Raw genomic sequence first — 22,536 nt, 5'->3', positions numbered from 1 at the left:
GTATTCCTTAGCCCTCCCAAACCGTCGCCGGCCTATTGACGTGATAGTCATAAAACCCTTGAAGGGTCCAGGTATCGCCCTTGCGTTCAAAGGCAGCGCGCCATGCGCCTCTGCCACTTCCGGGTGACAGTTGCGCCATGTCGTACCAGTAATACCGGTTGATGCGCTTGGTGGTGACCCGGCCTGCACGAATGTCAGCCATGATTTCCGTTATTTTCGTTTTGGCTGCCTCAGTAAAAGTGTCATATGACATCTGTGACTCGGCCAGCAGGCTGGTGCTTGTCGAAAATTTGTCTGCGACAACCGGGCCTTCCGCAACAGCGAGGGGGGCGGTCGCGGCCGCAGGTTTGCCGGTGACTTTCTTCGTCGGGACTTGGGTCACGACCTCGATATCAAACGTGTCGTAGTTCGAGAGGTTTTTACTGAAGTTCGTGATGTCCTCGCCGGTGACCAATAACGTTTTCCGCTGCGACTTGCCCTTGTTGACGATGACATAAGGAATCTTATGGTTGCGGATTTCGGTCAGGAGGCCGGGCTTGTGTCTTTTTTTCATCTCGTCCCTGAACGCGCTGAGTTTGTTACTTTTATACGCCCGGAAATTTTCAGGGTTCTGTTTATATTGTTCCCTGGCCGCTTCCACCTCGGGTCCCGTCCCTGAGTACCGTTCGCCCAGATCGACCCAGACGCGCTTTTCCGCTGCCTCGACCACGTCATGAATATCGTCCTGGATTTTAGTCATGGCGGCTTTCTTTTTCCCCTGTTCAGGGATGATGGTAATGAATGACGCGCCGGTGAGATTGTCGGGCAAGGAGGACATCATCATCTTGAAGTTGCCTTCGCTGTCGAAAAGCTCCCTTTTCAGCGGCAGGGTCATGTCGAATACTTTTATCTTTTGAGCGGCCGTCAGCTGGATCCCTCTTGCCTGGGAGTCGATGTCTCTGGTGCAGTAGTCGACGGCCTGCCATACGTTGTATTTATACAGCAGGCTGTCGTGGGCCTTTTTATGTTGCGTGAGGTCCTGGTGTCCTTTGTTTATCCAGTTTATTCGTGAGCGATAAGTGTCTATGTCGCGTACGTGGATGTCATTCATGCTCTCGCGCACGATACGCTCTGCCAGTTCCTCGGGCATCGAGTAGATGACTTTTTTTGCCGTATTCACCACTGCCCGAGACGGCCACTGATGGTCGACGAGGACGCCCTCTACCAACGCGTTATAGGTTTTCTGTTGCGGGGTTTCCGGGGTCCGACCGAACAGGCTTTGTATGACTCCACCACCGAGCAGCCGTTTTGGCTCTTCGATCTGCCAGCGGCCATTTTCCCAGGTTACCGTCCGCTGGTCGGTACGGTTGTTCGGCCCGTAGATGATTCGTTCGCCTGCTTGTATGGCGGTTTTGCAGTAGTCCTTCCCCAGCTTCAGATAACCCTGCCCACCGGCGTCCCTGTACCGATTGCGCCCCTCGGGCACCAGTCCCTTGCCGTCGAACCCTTTGAGGATGAACGGTTCGAACTCCGGGTCCGGCATGCGGGGCAAGGCTGAAAGTGCCGGGCGAGGCTTACCCCGGCGCCGTGCCGCGCGGGACATGATCAGGTCCTGACCGCCCTCTGCCAGTACCTCACCGAGCCCGCTGATAAGATCACTCGTCCACTGGCTGAAGCTGCCCCCTTCATCCTTTATCGCCGACACCGCAGCACCGCCGGTCATCACGGGCAAAATCGCGCGGCCCAGTACCCCACCCAGCCGGCCTGCATAGAACATTGACATCGCCCCCGTCAGTAGCATGACTGCAGTCCTGCGCCCATCTTGTGCCGCTGTGCTGTCGCGCTCGGCGTTGGTCACGGTCAGCAGGTCCGCCGTCTGGATCGCGTGGGTGATCTGCGTCTCATGCAGCGCTTTGAAAAGGTTGCCTTTAACCACGGGCGAATAGACTTTCAATGCGAAGTCGTCCTGAACCCTGTGCTTGATCCAGGAGAACGTGGGTTGCGTCACTTTCTTGATCTTCTCGTTGAGGGTCAGGTTTTCCGCGGACGGCACCAGGCTGGCAAGCTGATCGGCTTGCTTGAGCAGCGGCAGGTGCGAAATCAGCCAGCGGGTCATTTCCGGCGTGGCGGTGAGCGTCCGCACCAGGGCCGCCTCCAGCTCCCGGTCGCTTCCGGCATCGACGTCCCTGAACTGCTTGCCGTCCGGTGCTTCTGGTGTGTACAGGGTCAACGAAGGCCGGCTGCCAAGGGTCTTCACCCCAAAGGCCAGCAGCTCCTTGAGTACGCTGTCACCCCACTGGATCAGGCGGACCACCACCTCATGTCCGTTGACCTTGCTGCGCCCCTGCGGCGTCGGGCTGTCCAGCGCCGCCAGCACCAGGTTCAGCCCGGTATTGTCCTTGTCATGGGTAAAGTCGCCCGAGATATGGGCGGCCCACGCCTGCGCCCGCATCTGTTTGGCCTTCAGGGACATCCACTGTGCTTGCTGTTCCCGGGCTGCGAGCTGCAACGCGGGCGAGAGCCGGGCACCGATGTTTGCCCGTTCAATGACTTCTACAATCTGCGCAAAACTCAGCGGACCTTCCACCGTGGTGTCGCTGGCCGTGCGTTCCTCCGGCGTCAGGTTGGACATTGCCCACTGCGTCAGGGAGCGGCGGTCATCAAATAGGCCCTTCACCTTGCCCGACGAGAGCCCGGAGCCGAATGGCGACTCGCCTGTCGGGGCGTGCGGATCGAGCAGATGCTTGCGGATACTCAGAGAGACCTGGTCAGGATCGACCGGTGGGTACTTCTCCTTGATGAACCTGGCAAGCAGGGTGCGAGTCCGGTCATGAAGGGCGTCAGGGGTTGCCAGGGTGACCGGGTCCGGCGGTGGTGGCGAATCTGTCAGGGTTTGCTGCAAGTCCTGCACGGCCTTCCACCAGGCCAGACGGTCGCTGCCGATAACGTTAGGGTCGCGGTGCAGCCAGTCGTGCAGTTTTTTCCGGTTCAGCCGTAACTCGCGCTCGTCCATGGCGCCGGACAGATCCAGCTTGTGCCTGAGGTCCGCCGCCGCATCTATCCTGGCCATCCAGGTGGTGAGACTCTCTCCCTCTGCCGGGCCGCTGGATAGAACCTCGCTCACGGCGGTTTTCTGCGCCGCTCGCAGGTCAGTGACCAGGCGAGCGAGAAAGTTCTGCGCCATTGACGCCGTGCTCACCGTATCCTGAGTGCGGCCTTCCACCAGGCTGGCCTTCAACGCCGTCAAGTCAGCGTAAACCTCCAGTGGGCTACCCGGGCTGCATAGCACCGCGCCCCCCGGATGATCGGCATTATCATGCTGCGTCAGCGCAACCGCCCCCGGCATCGGTACGCTGAACCCCCACCCTTCGGGGGTCAGATTCAAACCGTAGACCCCGGGCCGGACACGCTCCGCCAGCTTGGCACGGGACGCGCCGTCCGGCGCCGACAGGGCGAAGTCCGCCACCGCTTTGTGCATCGGCAGGCTCAACACAGCGTCCAGCCGGTGGAGATCCGCCTGTGCCTTGAGTTGCGTGCCGAACTCATCGGTCAGCCAGTCGCTGACACTGCGGCTTTGGCTGAACTCGGCAGGTTTATCCCAAAAATGCTCCAGCGCCCGCTCCAGCAGTCGTGCATGAGACGCGGGCGTGACGCTTATCCGCCGCCTGATCTCTTCCTTTGCGTCACGACTATTGAGGACTGCCGGCATTTGCGTGGCATCGTCCTTACCCGTGACGATGTCGATGTTGTTCAATTCGAGGAAGAACTCGTGCGCGTTGATCTCGCCGGCGATCGCGCGCCAGAAAAGCGTATCGAGGGGAACAGTCTGCACCACCGTTCGTTTTGAAGTCGGCTCGTCCTGCCGCCGGCACACCAGTATGTCTTTGGCTACCAGAGTGTTCGCCAGGCTGGGAAAGGCTTTCGCCAGCCAGTACTCCATATGTTGGGCTGTCACCTTCGACGCACGCGGAACGGCGCCGTTCAGGTGGATCATCTGCTGCTGCGAGGCATTGAGCCGGTTTATCAGCGCAGCGCTTGGGGCCATGGCACTGTCGGTCTGTAACGGGTTGTCTTCCAGCATGTTCTCTTCCTGAGAAATTTTCGGAAGGAGCAACCTATGGGAGAAGAATGGAGGCAGGGTGGTAGATAGATACCGCCTGCAGCGGCGTCAGGCGGTGTACGAACGAAACGGTCGAAGCCACTGCATCTGTGGGAGCAAGTTTTGCTCCCGCAGATTGTTTTGGCTGCCAGGTGCAAGCCGATCAATGCCGGTCGCAGCCCCTCATTCCTTGATCACGGGTAACAGGGATATCAATCCAACTCAGCGCCAGCGGCGGAAAATCAATGAGGTGTTGACCCCACCAAAAGCGAAGTTGTTGTTCATCACGTACTCGTTGCTCATGGACCTGAACTCATTGCACAGGTAGTCGAGCTTGCCGCACTGGGGATCGACCTCATCGAGGTTGAAGGTGTGCACGTAGAGATCGCGGTTCATCATTTCGATGCTGAACCACGATTCCAGCGCACCGCAGGCGCCGAGGGTATGACCGAGAAAGCTTTTCTGCGAACTGATGGGCATGTGCTCGCCAAACAGGCTGCTGGTGGCCAGGGTTTCGGCGATGTCGCCCTGTTCGGTGGCGGTGCCGTGGCCGTTGACGTAGCCGATGGCGGCAGGTTCCAGACCCGCGTCTTCCAGGGCCAGTTCCATGGCCCGGCGCATGGTGCTCAGTTCGGGACGGGTAGCGTGCTGACCGTCGGCGTTGCTGCCGAAGCCGACGATTTCGGCATGGATTCGCGCTCCTCGGGCCAGGGCGTGCTCCAGTTCTTCGAGTACCAGCATGCCGGCGCCTTCACCGATCACCAGGCCATCGCGGTCCTTGTCATAGGGCCGTGGGCTGGTCTGCGGGGCGTCGTTTTTCAGGCTGGTGGCGTACAGCGCATCGAAGACCATCGCTTCGGTCGGGCAGAGCTCTTCCGCGCCGCCGGCGAGCATCAGCGGCAGGCGACCGAACTTGATTGCCTCATAGGCATAGCCGATGCCATGGCTGCCGCTGGTGCAGGCGCTGGAGGTGGGGATCAGCCGTCCGGTAAGCCCGAAGAAGATACTGATATTGGCCGCCGTGGTGTGGGGCATCATCCGTACATAGGAGTTGGCGTTCAACCCTTCGGCCACGCTGTTGAGCAGCATGTTGCCGAACGCCTTGATCTCGTCGGTACTGCCGGTTGACGAACCACAGGAGACGCCCATGCGCCCGTCCTTGATCGACTCATCGCCCAACAGCCCCGCATCGGCCAGGGCCTGTTCGGCGGCGCCGACGGCCAGGCGCGATACCCGACCCATGCTGCGCAGTTGCTTGCGCGTCCAGTGGGTCGGGACCTGGAAATCATCGACAGGCCCGGCCAGGCGTGTATTCAGCTCGGTGAACCGGTCCCATTCGTCCATGCGTCGTATGCCGCTGCGGTTGGCGGCGAAGTTGGCGGCGATGGTTTCCCAGTCGCTGCCCAGAGAGGTGATGCCGGCCATGCCGGTAACGACGACGCGCTTCATCAGCACAGGCCTCCGTTGACGGCCAGGACCTGCCGGGTGATGTAGCCGGCCTCGGCGGACATCAGGAAATTCACCGCGCTCGCGACTTCTTCCGGGGTACCCATGCGCTGGGCGGGGATCATTTTCATCAGTTCTTCCACGGGCACGTTTTCATCGAGCATGGCGGTATCGATCAGTCCGGGCGCGACGCAATTGACAGTGATCTTGCGCTTGCCCAACTCGATTGCCAACGCCTTTGCCGCGCCGATCAGGCCGGCTTTCGACGCGCTGTAATTGACCTGGCCGCGATTGCCGATCAGCCCCGAAACGGAGGTGATGCAAACAACTCGCCCAGCGGCGCGCCGACGGATCATCGGCATTATCACCGGGTGCAGGACGTTGTAGAAACCGTCCAGGTTGGTCCGCATCACCACATCCCAGTCGTCCTCGCTCAAGGCCGGGAATGCGCCGTCGCGGGTCAGGCCGGCGTTGAGCACCACGCCGTAATAGGCACCGTGGGTTTCAACATCAGCCTCGAGAATGGTTTTGCACGCGCTGCGGTCCGACACGTCGAATTGCAGCACCCGGGCATTGCGGCCCAGGGCCTGGATTTCGACCTGGACGGCCTCAGCCTCGGCGCGCCCGCTGCGGCAATGCAGCACGATGTCGTACCCGGCCTGGGCCAGGCGCAGGGCGATGGCACGGCCGATGCCACGGCTGGAGCCGGTGACCAGTACGGATTCAGTCATGGCGTATTTCCTGTTGCGGACGGTTCATGAAGGTAGTGAGCTGGCTGAGGTGGCCGGAACACATTCAACCGGGCCATGGCATGAATGCCCGGGGCGTTGATGTGGCATTCGAACACGCCCATGCCGTTGTCGTCTTCCAGCGAGCGCAAACCGTGGATGGTCAATTCGGTCCCGGCCGGGAAAAACTCGACATTGCATTCGAACTTGCGGGTGCCGAGCAAAAAACCCAGCTCCACGGCGTCGCCGCGGCGGCGTGCATGACAACCGGCAAACGCGGCGACGCTCTGGGCCATCAATTCAATGCCGACCCAGGCCGGCAGCCCGCCGTCGTCGCGGCTGAACAACCCGCCGGGCTTGACGGTGGCGAGGGTGTGGATCTGCTCATCATCGAACGCCAGGACGCGGTCGATGAGAATCATGTCGCCGGCGTGGGGCAGGAGTTCGGCGAGCGGCCAGTCAATCATGGGGCGTCTCCGATAATCAGGCTGACGTTGTTGCCGCCGAAGGCGAACGAGTTGCTCATCAGGCGGCGCGGTGATGTCGGGTTCAGGCGGGTGTCGGTAGTGATCCACTTCAATGCCGGCAGTGCAGGATCGGCCTGGCCGTCCCAGACATGCGGCGGCAAGGCCTGGGCGGTGTTTTGCGTACTCAGGCTCAACCAGCAGAACGCCGCTTCCAGCGCCCCGGCGGCCCCGAGGGTATGGCCGGTCATGGGCTTGGTCGACGAACAGGGCACTCCCGCTGGAAACAGCCCGGCCACTGCCTGGCTTTCCATGGCGTCGTTGTGTTGCGTGGCGGTGCCGTGCAGGTTCAGGTAATCGATCTGGCCGGGTTGCAGGCCGGCGCGACGCAAGGCTTTTTCCATGGCCTGGCGAGCGCCGCGACCACTGGGCTCCGGCGCTGAAATATGGTGGGCATCGGAGCTGGCGCCGTCACCCAGCAAGGCGATCGGTGCCGGATGTCCCGGCGTCCTGCTCATGAGAAACAGCACCGCGGCCTCGCCGATGTTGATGCCGCTGCGGTTGACCGAAAACGGATTACAGCGCTCCCCCGATACCGCTTCCAGGGCCGAAAAGCCGTTGAGGGTCAGTTTGCACAGGCTGTCCACGCCGCCGCAGAGCACCGCATCGCACAGGCCCAGGTCGAGCAGGCGTCGGGCGCTCATCAAGGCCCGGGCGCTGGATGTGCAGGCGGTGGATATCACATAGGACGGGCCGCTCAGCTCCAGCCAGTCGCAAAGGAAGTTGGCCGGTGCGCTCAGCTCCTGTTGCTGGTAGTCGTAGCCGTCGGGGAAGTGCTGCTCACGCAGGTAATGGGCAATGCCCTGACTGGCTTCTTCGATGCCCGAGGTACTGGTGCCCAGCACGACACCGATGCGAGCGCGACCGTAGGTCTGGATGGCCTGATCGATCTCATCGCGAATCTGCATCCCCGCTTCGAGCAGCAACTGATTGTTGCGGCTGCGGTGCGCGATCAAAGATTGCGGTATGCAAGCGAGTTCACCGGGCACCGAGGCCACCGGCAATTTACGTTCGGCCACCCAGCCATCCTGCACGCGCACGCCGCCGCAGTCGCCGGCAAACAGGTTGCGCGCCACTTCATCTTTACCCCGGCCCAGGGCGCAAATTACCCCCAGGGCATTCAAATAAGCGGTCATGGGGTACTCTCGGTCAACGGCATGATGCGGTAGTGCGGGCCTTCGTGCAGGCCCAGTTCAAAATCCAGCGGTTGCTTGTAGCGCACTTGCCAGCGTTGGCCCAGGGTTCGTTGCCGAACCTCTTGCCGGGCGGTGGGGTAGTTGTCCGGCAGCTCGGTTTCAGGCGTCAGGGCAAACAACAGCGCGGCGAAAAGCTCACGGGCTTCGGCATTGGGTGGCAGCAGTCCGTCGGCTTGCCACTGGCCGTCCACCAGGCGTTGGCGGGCCAGGGGAATGCCCAGCGGGTCCAGCATCGACCAGCGGATACCGGCGCCTTCGCGCTGGATCACCAGCAGCCAATCCTGGCGCTGTCCGGCCAGTTGCCGCTCGATATGCAACTGCAGCGGCAGTGCCAGGGTGGGTGTGCGTTCCGGCAGCGGCGCCTGACTGGCGCAGGCACCGAGCAACAGCAAGCAGCCAAAAAGCAGCGCACGAATCATTCGACAGTCCCTTCAACGGGTTTACGGGCCACTACATTGATCAGGGTTTCCTCCCGCTCGCCAAAGGGCCGCGGGCGGCGCAGGCCGAAGCGTTCGAGAAGGCCGAAATCCCTGGCGCGGCTCCACCACAGATAGGGATACGAGACGTTGGCGGCTTCGAACTGGAAACCCTGATCGCGGATCATCTCCAGGTACTGCGCGGCACTTTTTTGCACGTGCATGGGATGACGGAACAGCCAGCGGATCACCCAGGTATCGATGTAGGCCGCCGTGGACTCCGCGAACATCAGATAGCCGCCGGGCTTGAGCACGCGATAGAACTCGGCGAGGGCTTTTTCCTGCTCCACCAGGTGATGAAAGGTTTGATGGCAGAACAGCAGGTCGACGCTGTCATCAGGCACCATCAACGTCGCGCAATCGCTGCCGACCAGTTCCACGGCCATGCCTTGGCGTGCGGCTTCCGCAAGACTCAGGTCCAGGCTGTGAGGGTCGGCGTCGACGCCGATCAGGCGTTGTGGCGCGAACACCTGGCGCAAGTATTGGAACGACTTGCCCTGGCCGCAACCGGCATCGAGCAGCACCGGAGCCACCGGCAACGGGCCGCTGAAAAGGTTGCGCAGGTCATTGATCGCCACCCGCAAGACATGGTGCTGCCAGGTGTGGCTGCGCAGGAACCAGAAGCCGAAGCGGGTCTCTTCGACGTAGTTGTCGCTCAGGTAGCTCATGGCTGCTTTCTCATGGTGCCGGGCTCGCACAGATTTCCGACAGCATGCGCAGGCGCCGCTTGGGTTCGCTAACGAACGGATTGCGCTCATCCCAGGCGTAACCGGCCAGGATCGCGCTGATCATGCGGCGAATGTCTGGCGAGCCGTCGGTGTAGAAAATCACGTCCTGGAAGGTGCCGGCGTACCAGCCCTCGACGTAGCAGCGGAAGGTGTCGACGCCACGTTTGAGTGGCTCGGCGAATTCGCTTTGCCAGTCCACGCTTTCTCCTTGCAACTGCCGATGCAACACCCCGGCGGCCATGCTGGCCGAGCGCATGGCGATGGTCACGCCGGAAGAGAACACCGGGTCGAGGAATTCCGCGGCGTTGCCCAGCAGGGCGAAGCCTGGGCCATGCAGCGTTTTGACATTGGCCGAGTAGCCGCCGATGGTTCGCGCCGGGGTGTCCCATATCGCGTTGCTGAGTACGCCGGCCAGGCTTGGTGTTTCGTCGATGAAGCCGCGCAGGCAAGCGTCAAGATCGTCAGTGCGACCGGCGAAATGCTCCGCCGCCGCGACCACGCCGACTGAACAGCGCCCGTCGCTGAACGGGATGGTCCAGAACCACACATCGCGTTGGGTCGGGTGAGTGGTGATAAGGATTTTTTCGCGGTCGAAGGTTGGGGCATCGATGCAATCTTCGATGTGGGTGAACACCGCCTGGCGCAGCGGAAAGTTCGAGGGCGCCTCAAGGTCCAGCAGGCGTGGCAAGACCCGGCCATAGCCGCTGGCGTCGAGGACGAAATCGGCCTCGACGAGATACGCGCTGCCGTCTTCGCGCTGGACGCCCAGTTGTGGTTTGGCAAGTGAGAAGTCGGCGCCGGTGATGGCCTGTCCATAACGGATCTCGACACCTTGCAACGCCGCCTGATCGGCCAGCAGCTTGTCGAAGTCGGCGCGCTGCACTTGGAAGGTGGTGGGCTTGCCTTTGCTGAAGGTATCGCCGAAATCGAAGGCGCTGTAGCGCTCGCCCCAGGCGAACGCCGCGCCATTCTTGCGCTGAAACCCGGCGGCATTCACCGCGTCGAGCATGCCGGCCTCTTCGACGAAGTCCAGGCAATGGGACAACAGGCTTTCGCCGATGGAAAACCGTGGGAAATGCTGGCGCTCGATGACTAGCACATCGTGGCCCTTGCGTTTGAGCAGCGCGGCGGCGATAGCGCCAGAGGGACCTGCGCCGATGACGACGACCTGTCGACGTTCCATTTCAACTGTTGGCACTGGAGCTCCTGGCCGGGACGGCAATCGAGGGAATACGGTGGAAGCCGGCCAGGGCCGGCAGCAATGTCGCGATCAGGCCCATCAGCATCAGCGCAAAGTACACCGCCGGGCTGATGAGCTGTTGTTGTAGCAGCAGGTTGAGGAACACGATTTCACTCAAGCCGCGAATATTCAGCAAGACACTTTCGCGCCAGCGACTGGCGCCCGGGAACGAGGCCCCGGCCCAGCCCAGTCCCAGCCAGTTGCCCAGCAGTTTGCTGGCGATGGGTAACAGCAGCAATGCGCCGATCTGGAGCCAGTCGAGGCGACTCAGGGCGCTGTGGACGTTGATCTGCACGATGCCGAAGGTGAGGATCAGCGGGATCGCCAGGTAGGTCTGCAAACCTTGCATCCAGTTCGTGTTGAGCGGTAACACCAGCGGCACCTTGAGCGCGGCCATGCACAGCAGATAGCCGATGCCGACAATCAGCGCGTTGAGCCGGTAGTGTTCGGCCACCACCAGCAAGGCGAAAAAGATCCCGCTGTGCAGCAGCGGCTGGCGCAGGCCAAGCAGTCGCAACAGCAGCGGCACACAGGCACCGGCCAACGGCAGCAACAGGCTGGCCAGGTGCAGGCTGCCTTGGGCCAGGGCGAACAGGCTCCAGCAGATCAAGTCGATCAGAATCGCGGTTTGCACCAGGCGCCGTGTGGCGGCGGGCGGGTAGTCGATGTGACGCAGGTACAGGTACAGCACCGGAATGGCGGTGATCGCAAACAGCAGCCCCACCGCCAGGGAACTGATCCAGGGCTGGGGCGGCAGCAGCCAGAGCGCGGTCGCCAAACCGCAGGCGAATGGAACGCCGAAGCTGGGCAGGGCGACTTTCACGCTCTGGCGGTCCAGCCGCAGGTCGATCACGTCGCTGAGGATGTGCCCCAGCAACAGGGCGAAGGCGAGGCTGTAGAGATTGCTCAGCCACACCGGCGCCACCAGTTGCGCGCCGTTGAGCTGCCAGCCTGGTTCGATCCAGAAGTACATCAGCAACGGCAGGCCAAGCGTCGCCAACAGCAATTGGCTGACAATCGGGATCAGCCCGACGCGACGGCCGATGACTGTCGCCACCGCGAACAGCCCCAGGGCCATAAGCCAGAACATCAGGATGATCACTGGGCCGGCTCCGTAACCGCTGCCGCGTGGGCCTGATGCCCGGCCCACGGCGCTAGCATGAAACTGAAGGCCAGCCCCAGGCTGACCGCCAGGCCGAAGTTGCTCACCGCCGGCGTGCTGGAAACTGCCAACAGGCCGAACGACAACCAGGTGGTGACTGCCGCCAGCAGGGTGCCCAGCAGGCTCACCGCGGCGCCGCCTATCTGTTCGCGCATCAGGATCGCGTAATCGACACCGATGGCGGTGACCAGCAACAGACCGAACAGGCCGAACAGGGTCAGTGGCTGGCCCAGCCAGCCGAGGCTCGCCAGGCTGCACAGCGCCGCCAGCAACGGTAGCGCGACGACGCGAAGGGCGCCGCCGACACCGAACGGCCAGGTCAATAACAGCAGGATGAGCACGCAGGAGGCCAGTTTCAACTCGGCGGCGCTGACCTGCGTGGCGGCAAAGACCCGGTTCAGGTCCCCCAGGCGATCGACCAGTTGTACGCCGGGCAGATCCAGCGTCTGCACCCTGAGCAGCGCTGCATCATTCAAGCCTTGCAGGCTGACCACCGCCGCCACGCCCTCCGCCGTCGGGCCGAGCCAGAGTGTGCGGTACGGTTCGGCCAGGGGGCCGGCCAGTGCGGTATCGATGTCGGTCACCGGCAAGGCCTGCAATTGCGTCAGTTCGGCTTGCAGTGCGGCGACCGGCACTCCCAGGTCCAGCAGCGGTTGCCAGACCGCCGGCAACCGGGCCAGGGCGTCACGCACTTTCTGCTGTTCGGCGGGCGGGCTGACCAGTTGGTTCAGCGACAGGTAGCCCTCCAGCTTCTCCAGGCCAATCAACTGCTCCAGCCGCTCGTTGAGCACCGTCTGACGTTCCAGCAGGTGTGACTGATTATCGGCGCGGATCAGGAAGAATTGGCTGGTGGGTTGGAAGCCGGTGATACGGGCGATGGCCTGGGCTTCGTCGGTCAACTGCTCAGGCGTGCCGATCCATTGGCGAATGTCGTTTTTCGTGGTCAGTTGCCAGAGGCCGCCGGCGCAGAAGATCAGCAAGAGCCCTAACAAGACCGGTGTTCGCACCCGCGCCAGCAACGCTTCGCGCGCCCTGAGCAGGTGTTCGCACAGCCGCAGCGGCCACTGGGCCGGGTGTAAGTCCACGCCCTTGAGCAGTGCCGGCAAGAGACATACCGCTGTCAGGTAAGCACCGATCAAACCGGCGGCGGAAAATATCGCGATCTGGGTCAGGGCCGGGAACGGCGTCCAGGCCAGGGCCAAGTAGCCGATGCAGGTGGTCGCCAGGCTCAGGCTCAGTCCCGGCAGGGTCAGGCGCAGGGCCGACCAGCTGCGCCACGGTTTGAGGCTCCAGCTTTTGGACAGGTAGTGCAGCGGGTAATCCACCGCCACACCGATCAGGCTGGAACCCAGCACCAGGGTCATGACATGCATGCGACCGAACAGCGCCACGCAGGCCACCGCGCCGAACAGGATACCCACCAGTACCGGTACGAATGCCAGCCACGCTCGCAAGCGTCGGAAGGCCAGCAACAGCAACAGCAAAATGCCGATTGTCGCCCCGCCGCCCACCCAGGTGATTTCCCGCGAAGCCTGTTGTTGGCCACTGGCGGCGTACAGCAGGCCGCTGGCCGCCAGCAATTGCCCTTGGGCCAGGCCCGCCTGATCACGGCTGCGTTGCAACAGGTCGGCCACTTGCAGCGGCAGGTCCATGTCGAAAGCGTTGCCATGGGTGCGGGCCCGCAGCATCACCCAGTGTTTGCCGTCGGCTTCGGCAATCAGCGCGCCGCTGCCCACATCCAGCTGTATCGCACCGCGTTGGGGCTGGCTGTTCTGGATGCGCCCGGTCAGGCCGAGCCAGTCGTCCTGGCTCGGCACCAGGCTGAAGCCGCTGAACGGATCGAAGAGCGCCTGCACCCGTTGCTGGATGAAGGCCTGGGGCTGATCGATCAATTGTTGCCGATCCGCGGCCGAGAGCATTGCCAGTCGCCCCTTGAGCAATTGCGCGCGCAAGGCCGGCAGATCGGCTTGCAACGTCCACTGGACCTTGTCGAACAAACCGCTGGCTTGCCATTGCTCGCCAAGGGTTTGCGCCAGAGCGATCGCCTGTTGGCGCTCGGTGTGCCCGACCAGTAGTAGCACCTCGCGGTTGAGGGGTTCTTGCATACGTTGTTCGGCGATGAGTTCAAGCGCATCAGGAGCGGTACCGGGCACCAGCTCCATGAGGTTGGCCGACAGCGGCGCGCCATTGCGCCACTGCCAACCGGCCAGCGCCAGCACCGCCAACAGCAGAATCAGGAACAGTCGCGGCAGCTTGTGTTCACTCGGCAAAGTCATGTTGCTCCGCTTCGCTCAAGGCTTTCGCGCTGGTGCTGTCCTGCATGCGCAGCACGGTACGGTCACCCTGGGTTTCCAGCAGTTCGATACGCTGCACCAGTTCGCCGCCATCGATGTTGATCTGGTTGAAGATTTGTTTGAGCAGCACCGAGCGCGGGGTCAAGGTGAGCTTCCACTGCTGCGGTTGGCCCGACAGACTGAGGTCGAAGTCCCGTTGCAGGCCGCTGCTGTCGCCCTGTAACACCGCAAGGAACAACCGATTCTGCTCGGCGCCGGCACTCTTGTTCGGCAGTGTCTGCCAGGTGTCGCCATCGCGCCGGGCGATTCCCTGGGGGGTGATGCGGTAATCCTGCTGCAGCGGGGTTTGCAGCAGCCACAGCAGGCCATGGTTTTTTGCCAATACGAAACGGCCCTTGCTGGTGAGCGGCTGGGGCAGGGCGCGCAGGTGTTTTTCCTGGATGAACTGGCCGTGGATCACGTCCGGGCGCGCCAGTTGTTCGCTCAACTGTTGCAAGTCGAACGCCTGGGCAAAGGGCGCCAGGCCCCACAGCAGCAGCCAGATGAACAGGCGCTTCACGGTAATTTCCTTTCAACGGCTTGGACAAAGACCCGCGGCGAGGCCAACAGCATTTCGCGACTCGCGACGTCCACCGCGACTTGTACCGAGCTGGCGCGGGTCAGGCGCTCACCCGTGGCTGCGTCGCTGATCAGGTAATTGATCTTCAGGCGGCTCTCCCATTCCACCAGGCTGGCGCGCACGGTCAGGGTCTGACCGAACACGGCGCTGCGCACGTAGCGCAGTTGCAGGTCGATCACCGGCCACGCATAGCCGGATGCGAGCATGTCGTTGTAGTTGTGGCCGATCAGGTCGAGCAAGGCGCAGCGGGCCACTTCCAGGTACTTGACGTAATGACCGTGCCAGACCACGTTCATCGAATCGACATCGAAAAACGGCACCACGACCTGCGTTTCGACGTGCAACACCCCTTGGCTACGCATGCAGCCTCCAGTGTTGTTCGGCGATGCGTTGCAGGCACAGGCGCAATTCGCCTTCCAGGGCGCGATCCTCGATGACCGGCGGGAAATCCACGGCCAATTGTTCGTGCATGTCGGCCAAGGCCGGCGGCAGCGGTCGGGCATCTTCGGCACGGCTGCGCAGCCACACGCCCTGGTTGGCGGCCAGCAGCGTCGCGGCGGCCACTTGTTCGGTCAGTTCCAGCACGCGGATCGCATCCCGGGCAGCGATGGTGCCCATGCTCACTTTGTCCTGGTTGTGGCATTCGGTGGAGCGCGAGAACACGCTGGCCGGCATGGTGTTTTTCAAGGCTTCGGCGGTCCAGGCGCTGGTGCCGATCTGCACCGCCTTGAAGCCATGGTTGAGCATCGCTCGCTCGGCGCTGGCGCCGGACAGGTTGCTCGGCAAGCCGTGGTTGTAGCGTTCGTCGACCAATAGCGCGAGCTGGCGGTCCAGCAGATCGGCGACGTTGGCCACCAGGTTCTTGAGGCTGTCCATGGCAAAGGCGATATGCCCGCCGTAGAAATGCCCGCCGTGCAGTACGCGCTCGGCTTCGGCGTCGATGATCGGGTTGTCGTTGGCGCTGTTGAGCTCGATTTCGATGAATGAACGCAGCCAGTTCAGACTGTCGGCCAGCACGCCGAGCACGTGGGGGGCGCAGCGCAGGGAGTAGCGATCCTGCAGGCGATGCAGCGGCGCGGTGGGGGCGTCGATCGCCAGGTCCTTGCGCAGCCACGCGGCCACTTGCATTTGCCCCGGATGCGGCTTGGCGGCGAACAGGCGCTCGTCGAAGTGCTCCGGGTTGCCTTGCAGCGCGACCACGTTCAGCGCGGTGATGCGGGTTGCCAGTTGCAACAGGTAGTCGGCGCGGGCGAAGGCCAGGCAGGCCAGGCCGGTCATCACGGCGGTGCCGTTCATCAGCGCGAGGGCTTCCTTGGGCCGCAGCACCAACGGAGTCCAACCGAGTTCGCGGTGCACATCGGCGGCCAGGCGGCGTTCGCCAGCGAACATCACTTCCCGCTCGCCGGAGAGGGTGGCGGCGACGTAGGACAGGGGCGTCAGGTCCCCGCTGGCGCCCACCGAGCCTTCTTCCGGAATCAGCGGCAGGATGTCATGTTCGAGAAAGGCCTGGAGTCGCTCCAGCAGCTCCACGCGCACCCCGGACACGCCGTGGCACAGCGACTGCAAGCGTGCCGCCAGCACGGCGCGGGTGGCCTGCGGGTCCAGCAGTTTGCCCAGGCCGCAACCGTGGAACGTATACAAGTGACGGGGCAGGGCCTCGACGTGGTGCAACGGCACGGCCACTACGCAGGAGTCGCCGTAACCGGTGGTCACGCCGTAGATCACGCCTTCCTTGTCCAGCAAAGAGTCGAGGAATTGCGCACCCTTGGCGATGCGCTGGCGGAATGCCGGATCATCCTGCAACCGCGTCTGCACCTGACGATTGGCCAGGGCCAGTACGTCCTCGATGCGCAAGGGGCGTTCGCCGAAGGTTACCGGCTCAAGAGTGGGCATCGTCATCGGTCTTCCAGAAAGGGTAAAAGTTGAACCACTGTTGCGGTGCCTGGAGGCAATAGTGCGCCAGGCGCTGGGCGTAGAGGCCGGCCCAATGGGTGATGACCTGTTCGCGGTCGCTGCGTTTCCACACCACGGCCTCGGCGAAGGGTTCGAGGGTGACCCGATAGCGTCCCTCGTGCTTGAGGCACATCAGCAGGTTGATCGGGCATTTGAGCAGCCCGGCCAGCAGCCAGGGCCCTTGGGGAAATGCCGCCGGGCGACCCATGAAGTCCACGGTCACAGTGCGTGCGCCGTGCAGCGGTATGCGGTCGCCGGCTATCGCCAGCCACTCGCCGCGCTCCAGGCGTTCGCTCAGTTGCAGCATGATCACCGGGTCCAGCTCGCTGACCTGGATCAGCCGCAGATGCGTGGCGCCGGCTTCCCCCAGCAAACGATTGAACTGTTCGGCGTGCTTGGTGTGCACCAGCACGTTCATGGTCACTTTCTCGCCCAGCTCGGCCAGGGCCCGGCACATTTCCAGGTTGCCCAGGTGTGCGCCCACCAGCATCTGCCCACGGCCGTCGCGCAAGTGATTGCGCAGCAATGCCGGATCGACGATTTCGATCTGTTCCAGGCTCAGCTTGCCGTTCCAGACGTCGAGCTTGTCCAGCAGGGAGTCGGCAAACGCCATGAACTGCCCGAACACTCGCCAATGGCTTGGGCGCAGCTCGGTGCGGCCGCTCCAGTCGGCCAGGCGCTGCTGGTATTGCCAGGCTGCCTGCCGGGCGCTGCGGCCGAAAATGAAGAAGTACAGGACGATGCCGTAGAGCAACGGGCTCAATAAGCGGCGGCCCAACACCTTGGCGGCGAACGCGGTGAGTTTCATCAGCCAGAAACTGCCGCGCTCCTGGCGGTCGGCCCAGTGCTGCTTGTCTGTCTCAAGGCTCATGTTCGCCACCGTCGCCAGAGAATCAGGGGGGAGCGCACCAGCATGCCGAAGAACAACCGGGTGTGCATGCTGGAAATCAGTACGTTGTCGTGGAACAGGCGAAAGTGCGAAACCCCGTCCAAGGGGTAGTGAACCCGGGTACGCAACCAGCGCATCGGTTGATTGCGCCAGGCCAGGCGCACCAGGATGTCGGAGTCGAAATCCATGCGCTTGCCAATGTTCGCCGAATCGATCAGCGTCAGGACCGGTGGCAACGGGTAGACCCGAAACCCGCACATCGAGTCGCGGATTTGCAGGGACAGGCTGTTGATCCAGACCATGACATGCGTCAGGTAGCGTGCATACAAGCGGCCTTTGGGCACGCTCTCATCGTATTGGGGATAACCGCAGATCACCGCCTCCGGGTGAGCGCGGGATTGCTCGATGAAGTTCCTTACGTCGCCAAGATCGTGTTGCCCGTCGGCATCGACCTGCAGGGCGTGGCTGAAGCCCAGGCGCGACGCTTGCCGCAGACCGGTCATCACCGCGCCACCCTTGCCTTGATTGACCGCCAGTCTGACCAGATGGACCTGTTCGCCCTCGGCCAGCCGCTCCAATACCGCCGCGCAGGCCGGGCTGCTGGCGTCGTCCACCAGCACGCAGGGCAAGCCGTTGGCGAGCAGCGCTTGCACCACGGTCGCGACGGCGGTTTCGTGGTTGTAGACCGGGATGACGGCGCAGGGGTTATGCATGGTTTGCGCCTTCCACCGATCCATTGTGAACAGGGCGCTTATTGTGGCGAGGGAGCTTGCTCCCGCTCGAGTGCGCAGCACTCGCCCGGCGATTTGAAACGCTTGGGGCTGCTTCGCAGCCCAGCGGGAGCAAGCTCCCTCGCCACAGGAGGACGGTGCAATCAATCATCGGCCACCCCCAGGACAATCCGCCCACTCGAACAGGCCGCCGTGTCATTGCGATAAGCGAAGTACAGCTTGCCGCGCTCGCGGTCGAAACGCAGGTGCAGTTGGATTTCATCGCCGGGGCGCATCAGTTGCTGGAACTTCAGCACTTCCATGCCGACGAACCGCGGCGGCAGGTCCATCAGTTGTCGGCCCAGGCTCAAGGCCCAGTCGACCTGCACCACGCCGGGGAGGACCGGTGCGGTGGGAAAGTGGCCGCTGAAATACGCCAGGTCCGGGGGCACCAGCAGTTGCAGGCTCCATTGCCCGTCGGTTTCGACCTGTTCGAGCACTTGCGGGGCTTTGGGGCGCGCAGCCATCAGCAGGGCTTCGACTTCGGCCTGGGGCAGCTTGCCTTGGGCGTTGAGCGGCAACTGCCGCAGCCAGCGCCAGCGCCGAGGCAAGGCGAGGGTTTCGCAGTGTTCGCTCAAGTGACGGCGCAAGGCCTCGGTCACGGCGCGTCGACCCAGGTTGCGCAAGGCGTGCAGGCCGCTTTCGCTCAGCACCAGCAGCGCCCCGAGGGAGGCGCGATTTTCCTGGACCACCCCCAGTCGGGCTTCGCTGACCCAGTCGTGGGCGATCAACGCCTGTTCCAGCATGGGCAGGGAGATGCGTTTCTCTTCAAGCTTGACGATGCGATCCAGCCGCCCGAGCAGTTCGAAGCGTCCATCCCCGGCGATCCGCGCCGCGTCGGCGGTGTGTTCCACATGGCCGGCCGGCAGATAAGGCGAGGCGATCAGCAAGGCGCCGTCACTGTCCTGGCTCAGCTTTACGTCGGCGAAGGGCTGCCATAAGCCTGCGCCCTGACGCCAGGCGATGCCGCCGGTTTCCGAACTGCCAAAGATTTCCGTCGGCCATTGCCCCAGCCGCTGGTGCAGGCTTTGGGCGGCCTCGGTCGGCAAGGCACCACCGGAGGAGAATACCCGGCGTACGCAGCTCAAGGCTGGCCAGTCGAGGTTATCGCCCATGCGCTTGAGCAAGGCCGGGCTGGCGACCCAGGCAAAAGCCGGGTACTGACGGCTGGCGCGTTGCAGGTCTTCGGGAAAAGCCAGTTGCCGGCGCACGAATGTACGCCCGGCACACAGCGGCCACAGCACCCGAAACAGCAGGCCATAGATGTGCTGGGTGGCGACGCTGCCGATCACGCAGGCCGGGCCCAGGTCGGTGCCCCACAATTGTTCCAGGGCCTGGACTTCGTTGCTCAACTGACGCAGATTTTTCTCGATGCGCTTGGGCTCGCCGCTTGACCCTGAGGTGCACAGGCTCAGCCAGCACTGATCGAGGTCCAGTTCAGTGGCCTCAAGGGGGGCTTGTCGCAGGTCGTCGAGACGGATGTCCGTGGGTTGATCGGTCAACCACAGGTCGACGTCCGCCGACCAGCGCTGGCGGGTCTGGGCTTGCAGGTCGGCCGGGAGCAAGACGCTGGCCCCGGCGCGCCAGGCACCGAGCAGGGCCACCGCCAGGTCGGCGGCGTCTTCCAGGTGCACCGCTATGCGCCGTACGCCGCGGGCCTGCAGACCGGCGGCCAGGCCCAGCGCCGCGTCCCGCAGTTGCGAGTGGCTCAGCGCCGGGTCGACGGCCACAGCACGGTCCGGCTGGGCTCTGAGCAACATCTGCTCAAGTGTTATCCAATTCATGGGCGGCCTCTTACCCGTTGTCGTATAAGCCATTCAATGGCAAACAGCAGCCCCATCAATCCGTAGGAAATCAGGCCGGTGTACAACATCCACCAGCTCAGCGGCGCCCAGAGGGTCAGGGCGGCGGCGAGCAAGCCGTTACACAGGAAAAATACACTCCAGACCACCGTGACCTGGCGGGTATACACCACCGCGTTGGCCGGTAGCTGCGGTTCGCGCAGGCGCGCCAGGCGCTCGACCATCGGCGGACCGTATTTCAGGCTCAGGGCGAACAGCCCGAGCATGAAGGCGCTGATCAGCACCGGATACCAGCGCAGCAGGAGCGGGCTGTCGAACAGCGCGAGCAAAACACTGAAGGCAATTGCCGTAACCGCCATCCAGCGGCTGCCGGGCCCGCTTTTACCGAGCAATGCCCGGGCCAGCCACAGGCTACCCAGCAGCAGGCCGAACTGCCATGGGGCGAAATGCTCCATGCCGAAATACACCGCAAAGGGGTACAACAGGCCCACCAGCAGCAGGCCGAGGCCAATCAGCCGGGTCATGCGGCCGGTTGAACCAGTCGATAGACCGCCTCGACCACGTCGTTCACGGTGCGCACCGACTTGAATTCTTCGGCGGCGATCTTCTTGCCGGTCTGGCGCTTGATGTGGTCGATCAGGTCGACCGCGTCGATGCTGTCGATTTCCAGGTCCTGGTACAGGTTCGACTCCAGCGTTACGCGCTCAGGGTCCAGCTCGAAAAGCTCGACCAGAGCATCGCGCAGGGTATTGAAAATGTCGTCACGAGTTTGCATGGTCCGGTCTCAGGCTACGCGATTTGCAGTGACGAAGGCCGCAAGGCTTGCCACATTGCTGAAATGGTTGCGGGTGTCCTTGGCGTCGGCATCGATCTTGATCCCGTACTCCCTCTGGATCGCCAGGCCCAGCTCCAGGGCATCCACCGAGTCCAGGCCCAGGCCTTCGCCGAACAGGGTCTGATGGTCGCCGATATCGTCGGTGCTGATGTCCTCCAGGCCGAGGGCGTCGATGATCAGCTGTTTGATGTCATGGTGCAGATCGCTCATCTTCGGCGAGCTCCTTGATGTAATAGTGATGCAGAAAATCGTTGAGCCTGCGCGAAGCCTGCGGCGCAGGGCCGAGCGCGGCGAACGCCTGTGGATCTATATCGGCCCCCACGTGGAAACTGAAGTGCACGCGGCGCTGAGGGATGCGATACCAGGGTTCGGCCTTGGTCAAAGTGGTGGGGCTGACCTTGATGGTCACCGGAGTGAGGATTTTCGCACCTCGCAGCGCGATGGCCGCTGCGCCCCGATGAAAGGCCGGCGGTTGGCCTGGCCGAGTACGGGTGCCTTCGGGGAACACGATCAGGCTCTGGCCGTCCTGCAGGGCGTCGCTGGCGGCATCAAGCATGTCCATGCTGCCGTCGTTGCTGATGTATTGGGTCGAACGCAGCGGGCCGCGGGTGAAGGGGTTTTCCCACAGGCTCTGCTTGACCACGCAGTTGGCGTCGCGCACCAGGCCGATCAGGAACACCACGTCGATCAGCGACGGATGGTTGGCGATGATCATTTGCCCGGGGCGACCGAGTTTCTCCGCGCCGTCGATCTGATAGGTGAGCACGCCGGTGCGGGCCATGAAACGGATAAAGAACCAGAACAATCGCCCCACAGTGCGGCGGGCTCGCAGGCGGTGGGCCTGGGCGTCGCCGGGCAGCCAGGCCAGCAATGGAAACACCAGCAATCGCAGGCACAGCCCGCCTAGCCCGAACAGGACGAAGCTTGCCGCAGTCGCGATCAGGCGCCAGTAGTAGGCGTCGCGATGTTTACCGTTCACCGGTTGCGTTGCCAGGTCCATACACGATTCTTCCAGGCATGTTGGCAGGTGGATAGGTTGTTCAGCAGCGTACGCAACAAACCCAGGGCATGGGGCCAGTCGCTGGCGGGCCTTTGACCGGCCTGGGTGGACAGGTCCAGTTGCCAATCGTCGCCTGGAGTCAACAGCAAGCCCACTGCATAGGGGAAGGGCACATCGTTGACCCAGGGAGCGTACACCTGGGGCGGCTGCTCTTCGGTGATCACCAGCAGCACCGCCGCCGCTCCCTCGTTCAGCAGCGCAACGGCTTCCAGGATCCCGTGTTCCAGCCCGTCGCCCGTGGCCGCCAGGGCGGTCATTTCGCTGGTTTCGCCGCGCAGGATCGACCACAGGCCGATCACGGCGTTATGCACCGACAGGCTGAATTGAGTCGGCGATAACGGTTGGTTGGCTGCCAGGTCCTTGAGAATCTCAAAAGTACGCGGGGTTTCGCCGTGACGGGAAATAAAGACCAACGGCAGGTTCGACCGGCCTTCGGCCAGCGGCCAGCCCACGCTGAAGGCCATCCGCGCCAGGCGACTGAGGCGACGGCGCTGCATGGCCGGCAGAAACGAAACGTCAGGGGCGGCATCGCTGGCGGGCAACACGACCGGCTGTCGGCTCCATGCCTGCCAGTCGTCCACGCTTTCGAGCCCAGGGGCCCACGCGCGCCATTGGGCGATGTTGAAATTGATCACAAATACACCCCACCCCTGCGGGCTTTTATTGTCACGGTTCAGTGGTTTGACCCGCGTCCAACCCTGCATGGTCTTGCGACCCAAGTGGCGCGCATTATCCG

At 63.1% G+C, this 22,536-nt stretch carries 21 protein-coding genes; all 21 read right to left on the bottom strand.

The annotated features are described in order from the left end of the window. Positions 1-7: 7 nt before the first annotated feature. The 21 genes from PSEUDOMOFG3G_RS05910 to PSEUDOMOFG3G_RS05810 all read right to left on the bottom strand — a co-directional run bounded on the left by PSEUDOMOFG3G_RS05910 (position 8) and on the right by PSEUDOMOFG3G_RS05810 (position 22,435). Entirely contained in the window at positions 8-4,060 is a 4,053-nt protein-coding gene (locus PSEUDOMOFG3G_RS05910) for a dermonecrotic toxin domain-containing protein (RefSeq protein ID WP_139048625.1), read from the bottom strand. A gap of 240 nt (positions 4,061-4,300) precedes the next feature. Next, a complete protein-coding gene (locus tag PSEUDOMOFG3G_RS05905; RefSeq protein ID WP_047225953.1) occupies positions 4,301-5,527 on the bottom strand; it encodes a beta-ketoacyl-ACP synthase in 1,227 nt (408 codons plus the stop codon). Continuing rightward, positions 5,527-6,255, bottom strand: a complete 729-nt coding sequence (gene fabG, locus PSEUDOMOFG3G_RS05900) for a 3-oxoacyl-ACP reductase FabG (RefSeq protein WP_139048624.1) — start codon at positions 6,253-6,255, stop codon at positions 5,527-5,529. The genes PSEUDOMOFG3G_RS05905 and fabG overlap by 1 nt, the downstream gene beginning before the upstream one ends. Beyond that, a complete protein-coding gene (locus tag PSEUDOMOFG3G_RS05895) occupies positions 6,252-6,719 on the bottom strand; it encodes a hotdog family protein (RefSeq protein ID WP_047225951.1) in 468 nt (155 codons plus the stop codon). Before PSEUDOMOFG3G_RS05895 ends, fabG begins: the two co-directional genes overlap by 4 nt. Next, a complete protein-coding gene (locus PSEUDOMOFG3G_RS05890) occupies positions 6,716-7,912 on the bottom strand; it encodes a beta-ketoacyl-[acyl-carrier-protein] synthase family protein (protein WP_139048623.1) in 1,197 nt (398 codons plus the stop codon). The genes PSEUDOMOFG3G_RS05895 and PSEUDOMOFG3G_RS05890 overlap by 4 nt, the downstream gene beginning before the upstream one ends. Next, positions 7,909-8,391 (bottom strand): DUF3261 domain-containing protein, encoded by a 483-nt coding sequence (locus PSEUDOMOFG3G_RS05885; protein WP_139048622.1) that lies wholly within the window; start codon positions 8,389-8,391, stop codon positions 7,909-7,911. The genes PSEUDOMOFG3G_RS05890 and PSEUDOMOFG3G_RS05885 overlap by 4 nt, the downstream gene beginning before the upstream one ends. Further along, positions 8,388-9,116, bottom strand: a complete 729-nt coding sequence (locus PSEUDOMOFG3G_RS05880; protein ID WP_139048621.1) for a class I SAM-dependent methyltransferase — start codon at positions 9,114-9,116, stop codon at positions 8,388-8,390. Before PSEUDOMOFG3G_RS05880 ends, PSEUDOMOFG3G_RS05885 begins: the two co-directional genes overlap by 4 nt. Before the next feature lie 10 nt (positions 9,117-9,126). Next, entirely contained in the window at positions 9,127-10,374 is a 1,248-nt protein-coding gene (locus PSEUDOMOFG3G_RS05875) for an NAD(P)/FAD-dependent oxidoreductase (RefSeq protein WP_139048620.1), read from the bottom strand. Further along, entirely contained in the window at positions 10,361-11,518 is a 1,158-nt protein-coding gene (locus PSEUDOMOFG3G_RS05870; RefSeq protein ID WP_139048619.1) for a sodium:proton antiporter, read from the bottom strand. Before PSEUDOMOFG3G_RS05870 ends, PSEUDOMOFG3G_RS05875 begins: the two co-directional genes overlap by 14 nt. After that, positions 11,515-13,854, bottom strand: coding sequence for an MMPL family transporter (locus PSEUDOMOFG3G_RS05865; protein ID WP_139048618.1), 2,340 nt, complete (start codon positions 13,852-13,854; stop codon positions 11,515-11,517). Before PSEUDOMOFG3G_RS05865 ends, PSEUDOMOFG3G_RS05870 begins: the two co-directional genes overlap by 4 nt. Then, on the bottom strand, positions 13,838-14,431 hold the full coding sequence (locus tag PSEUDOMOFG3G_RS05860; protein ID WP_139048617.1) for an outer membrane lipoprotein carrier protein LolA: 594 nt from the start codon (positions 14,429-14,431) through the stop codon (positions 13,838-13,840). The genes PSEUDOMOFG3G_RS05865 and PSEUDOMOFG3G_RS05860 overlap by 17 nt, the downstream gene beginning before the upstream one ends. Beyond that, entirely contained in the window at positions 14,428-14,853 is a 426-nt protein-coding gene (locus tag PSEUDOMOFG3G_RS05855) for a thioesterase family protein (RefSeq protein ID WP_139048616.1), read from the bottom strand. Before PSEUDOMOFG3G_RS05855 ends, PSEUDOMOFG3G_RS05860 begins: the two co-directional genes overlap by 4 nt. Continuing rightward, positions 14,846-16,390, bottom strand: coding sequence for a histidine ammonia-lyase (gene hutH, locus PSEUDOMOFG3G_RS05850; RefSeq protein ID WP_047225942.1), 1,545 nt, complete (start codon positions 16,388-16,390; stop codon positions 14,846-14,848). Before hutH ends, PSEUDOMOFG3G_RS05855 begins: the two co-directional genes overlap by 8 nt. Further along, the gene (locus tag PSEUDOMOFG3G_RS05845; RefSeq protein ID WP_047225941.1) at positions 16,371-17,315 is read right to left on the bottom strand and encodes a glycosyl transferase; all 945 of its coding nucleotides are present in this window, start codon (positions 17,313-17,315) and stop codon (positions 16,371-16,373) included. Before PSEUDOMOFG3G_RS05845 ends, hutH begins: the two co-directional genes overlap by 20 nt. Continuing rightward, on the bottom strand, positions 17,312-18,046 hold the full coding sequence (locus PSEUDOMOFG3G_RS05840; RefSeq protein ID WP_139048615.1) for a glycosyltransferase family 2 protein: 735 nt from the start codon (positions 18,044-18,046) through the stop codon (positions 17,312-17,314). The genes PSEUDOMOFG3G_RS05845 and PSEUDOMOFG3G_RS05840 overlap by 4 nt, the downstream gene beginning before the upstream one ends. Before the next feature lie 161 nt (positions 18,047-18,207). Beyond that, on the bottom strand, positions 18,208-19,887 hold the full coding sequence (locus tag PSEUDOMOFG3G_RS05835; RefSeq protein WP_139048614.1) for an AMP-binding protein: 1,680 nt from the start codon (positions 19,885-19,887) through the stop codon (positions 18,208-18,210). Next, a complete protein-coding gene (locus PSEUDOMOFG3G_RS05830) occupies positions 19,884-20,429 on the bottom strand; it encodes a membrane protein (protein ID WP_047225938.1) in 546 nt (181 codons plus the stop codon). Before PSEUDOMOFG3G_RS05830 ends, PSEUDOMOFG3G_RS05835 begins: the two co-directional genes overlap by 4 nt. Further along, positions 20,426-20,680: an acyl carrier protein gene (locus tag PSEUDOMOFG3G_RS05825; RefSeq protein WP_030140951.1), complete on the bottom strand. Its 255-nt coding sequence runs from the start codon at positions 20,678-20,680 to the stop codon at positions 20,426-20,428. Before PSEUDOMOFG3G_RS05825 ends, PSEUDOMOFG3G_RS05830 begins: the two co-directional genes overlap by 4 nt. Before the next feature lie 9 nt (positions 20,681-20,689). After that, positions 20,690-20,950, bottom strand: coding sequence for a phosphopantetheine-binding protein (locus PSEUDOMOFG3G_RS05820; RefSeq protein WP_047225937.1), 261 nt, complete (start codon positions 20,948-20,950; stop codon positions 20,690-20,692). Next, positions 20,931-21,740 carry a 1-acyl-sn-glycerol-3-phosphate acyltransferase gene (locus PSEUDOMOFG3G_RS05815; protein ID WP_047225936.1) on the bottom strand — a complete coding sequence of 270 codons (810 nt, stop codon included), beginning with the start codon at positions 21,738-21,740 and terminating at the stop codon, positions 20,931-20,933. The genes PSEUDOMOFG3G_RS05820 and PSEUDOMOFG3G_RS05815 overlap by 20 nt, the downstream gene beginning before the upstream one ends. Then, positions 21,716-22,435: a beta-ketoacyl synthase chain length factor gene (locus tag PSEUDOMOFG3G_RS05810; RefSeq protein ID WP_076386490.1), complete on the bottom strand. Its 720-nt coding sequence runs from the start codon at positions 22,433-22,435 to the stop codon at positions 21,716-21,718. The genes PSEUDOMOFG3G_RS05815 and PSEUDOMOFG3G_RS05810 overlap by 25 nt, the downstream gene beginning before the upstream one ends. Positions 22,436-22,536: the final 101 nt, after the last annotated feature.

The sequence above is a fragment of the Pseudomonas sp. FG-3G genome (assembly GCF_901007645.1).
Taxonomy (GTDB): Bacteria; Pseudomonadota; Gammaproteobacteria; order Pseudomonadales; family Pseudomonadaceae; genus Aquipseudomonas; species Aquipseudomonas rhizophila.
This window is presented reverse-complemented; position numbering and strand designations above follow the sequence as displayed.

Bases quoted from the DNA above. Each gene is read 5' to 3' on its own strand.
- fabG (WP_139048624.1), bottom strand. From the start codon at position 6,255: ATGACTGAATCCGTACTGGTCACCGGCTCCAGCCGTGGCATCGGCCGT.
- PSEUDOMOFG3G_RS05885 (WP_139048622.1), bottom strand. From the start codon at position 8,391: ATGATTCGTGCGCTGCTTTTTGGCTGCTTGCTGTTGCTCGGTGCCTGC.
- PSEUDOMOFG3G_RS05840 (WP_139048615.1), bottom strand. From the start codon at position 18,046: ATGCATAACCCCTGCGCCGTCATCCCGGTCTACAACCACGAAACCGCC.
- PSEUDOMOFG3G_RS05905 (WP_047225953.1), bottom strand. From the start codon at position 5,527: ATGAAGCGCGTCGTCGTTACCGGCATGGCCGGCATCACCTCTCTGGGC.
- PSEUDOMOFG3G_RS05845 (WP_047225941.1), bottom strand. From the start codon at position 17,315: ATGAGCCTTGAGACAGACAAGCAGCACTGGGCCGACCGCCAGGAGCGC.
- PSEUDOMOFG3G_RS05815 (WP_047225936.1), bottom strand. From the start codon at position 21,740: ATGGACCTGGCAACGCAACCGGTGAACGGTAAACATCGCGACGCCTAC.
- PSEUDOMOFG3G_RS05830 (WP_047225938.1), bottom strand. From the start codon at position 20,429: ATGACCCGGCTGATTGGCCTCGGCCTGCTGCTGGTGGGCCTGTTGTAC.
- PSEUDOMOFG3G_RS05865 (WP_139048618.1), bottom strand. From the start codon at position 13,854: ATGACTTTGCCGAGTGAACACAAGCTGCCGCGACTGTTCCTGATTCTG.
- PSEUDOMOFG3G_RS05910 (WP_139048625.1), bottom strand. From the start codon at position 4,060: ATGCTGGAAGACAACCCGTTACAGACCGACAGTGCCATGGCCCCAAGC.
- PSEUDOMOFG3G_RS05895 (WP_047225951.1), bottom strand. From the start codon at position 6,719: ATGATTGACTGGCCGCTCGCCGAACTCCTGCCCCACGCCGGCGACATG.
- PSEUDOMOFG3G_RS05835 (WP_139048614.1), bottom strand. From the start codon at position 19,887: ATGAATTGGATAACACTTGAGCAGATGTTGCTCAGAGCCCAGCCGGAC.
- PSEUDOMOFG3G_RS05880 (WP_139048621.1), bottom strand. From the start codon at position 9,116: ATGAGCTACCTGAGCGACAACTACGTCGAAGAGACCCGCTTCGGCTTC.
- PSEUDOMOFG3G_RS05855 (WP_139048616.1), bottom strand. From the start codon at position 14,853: ATGCGTAGCCAAGGGGTGTTGCACGTCGAAACGCAGGTCGTGGTGCCG.
- hutH (WP_047225942.1), bottom strand. From the start codon at position 16,390: ATGACGATGCCCACTCTTGAGCCGGTAACCTTCGGCGAACGCCCCTTG.
- PSEUDOMOFG3G_RS05825 (WP_030140951.1), bottom strand. From the start codon at position 20,680: ATGCAAACTCGTGACGACATTTTCAATACCCTGCGCGATGCTCTGGTC.
- PSEUDOMOFG3G_RS05820 (WP_047225937.1), bottom strand. From the start codon at position 20,950: ATGAGCGATCTGCACCATGACATCAAACAGCTGATCATCGACGCCCTC.
- PSEUDOMOFG3G_RS05890 (WP_139048623.1), bottom strand. From the start codon at position 7,912: ATGACCGCTTATTTGAATGCCCTGGGGGTAATTTGCGCCCTGGGCCGG.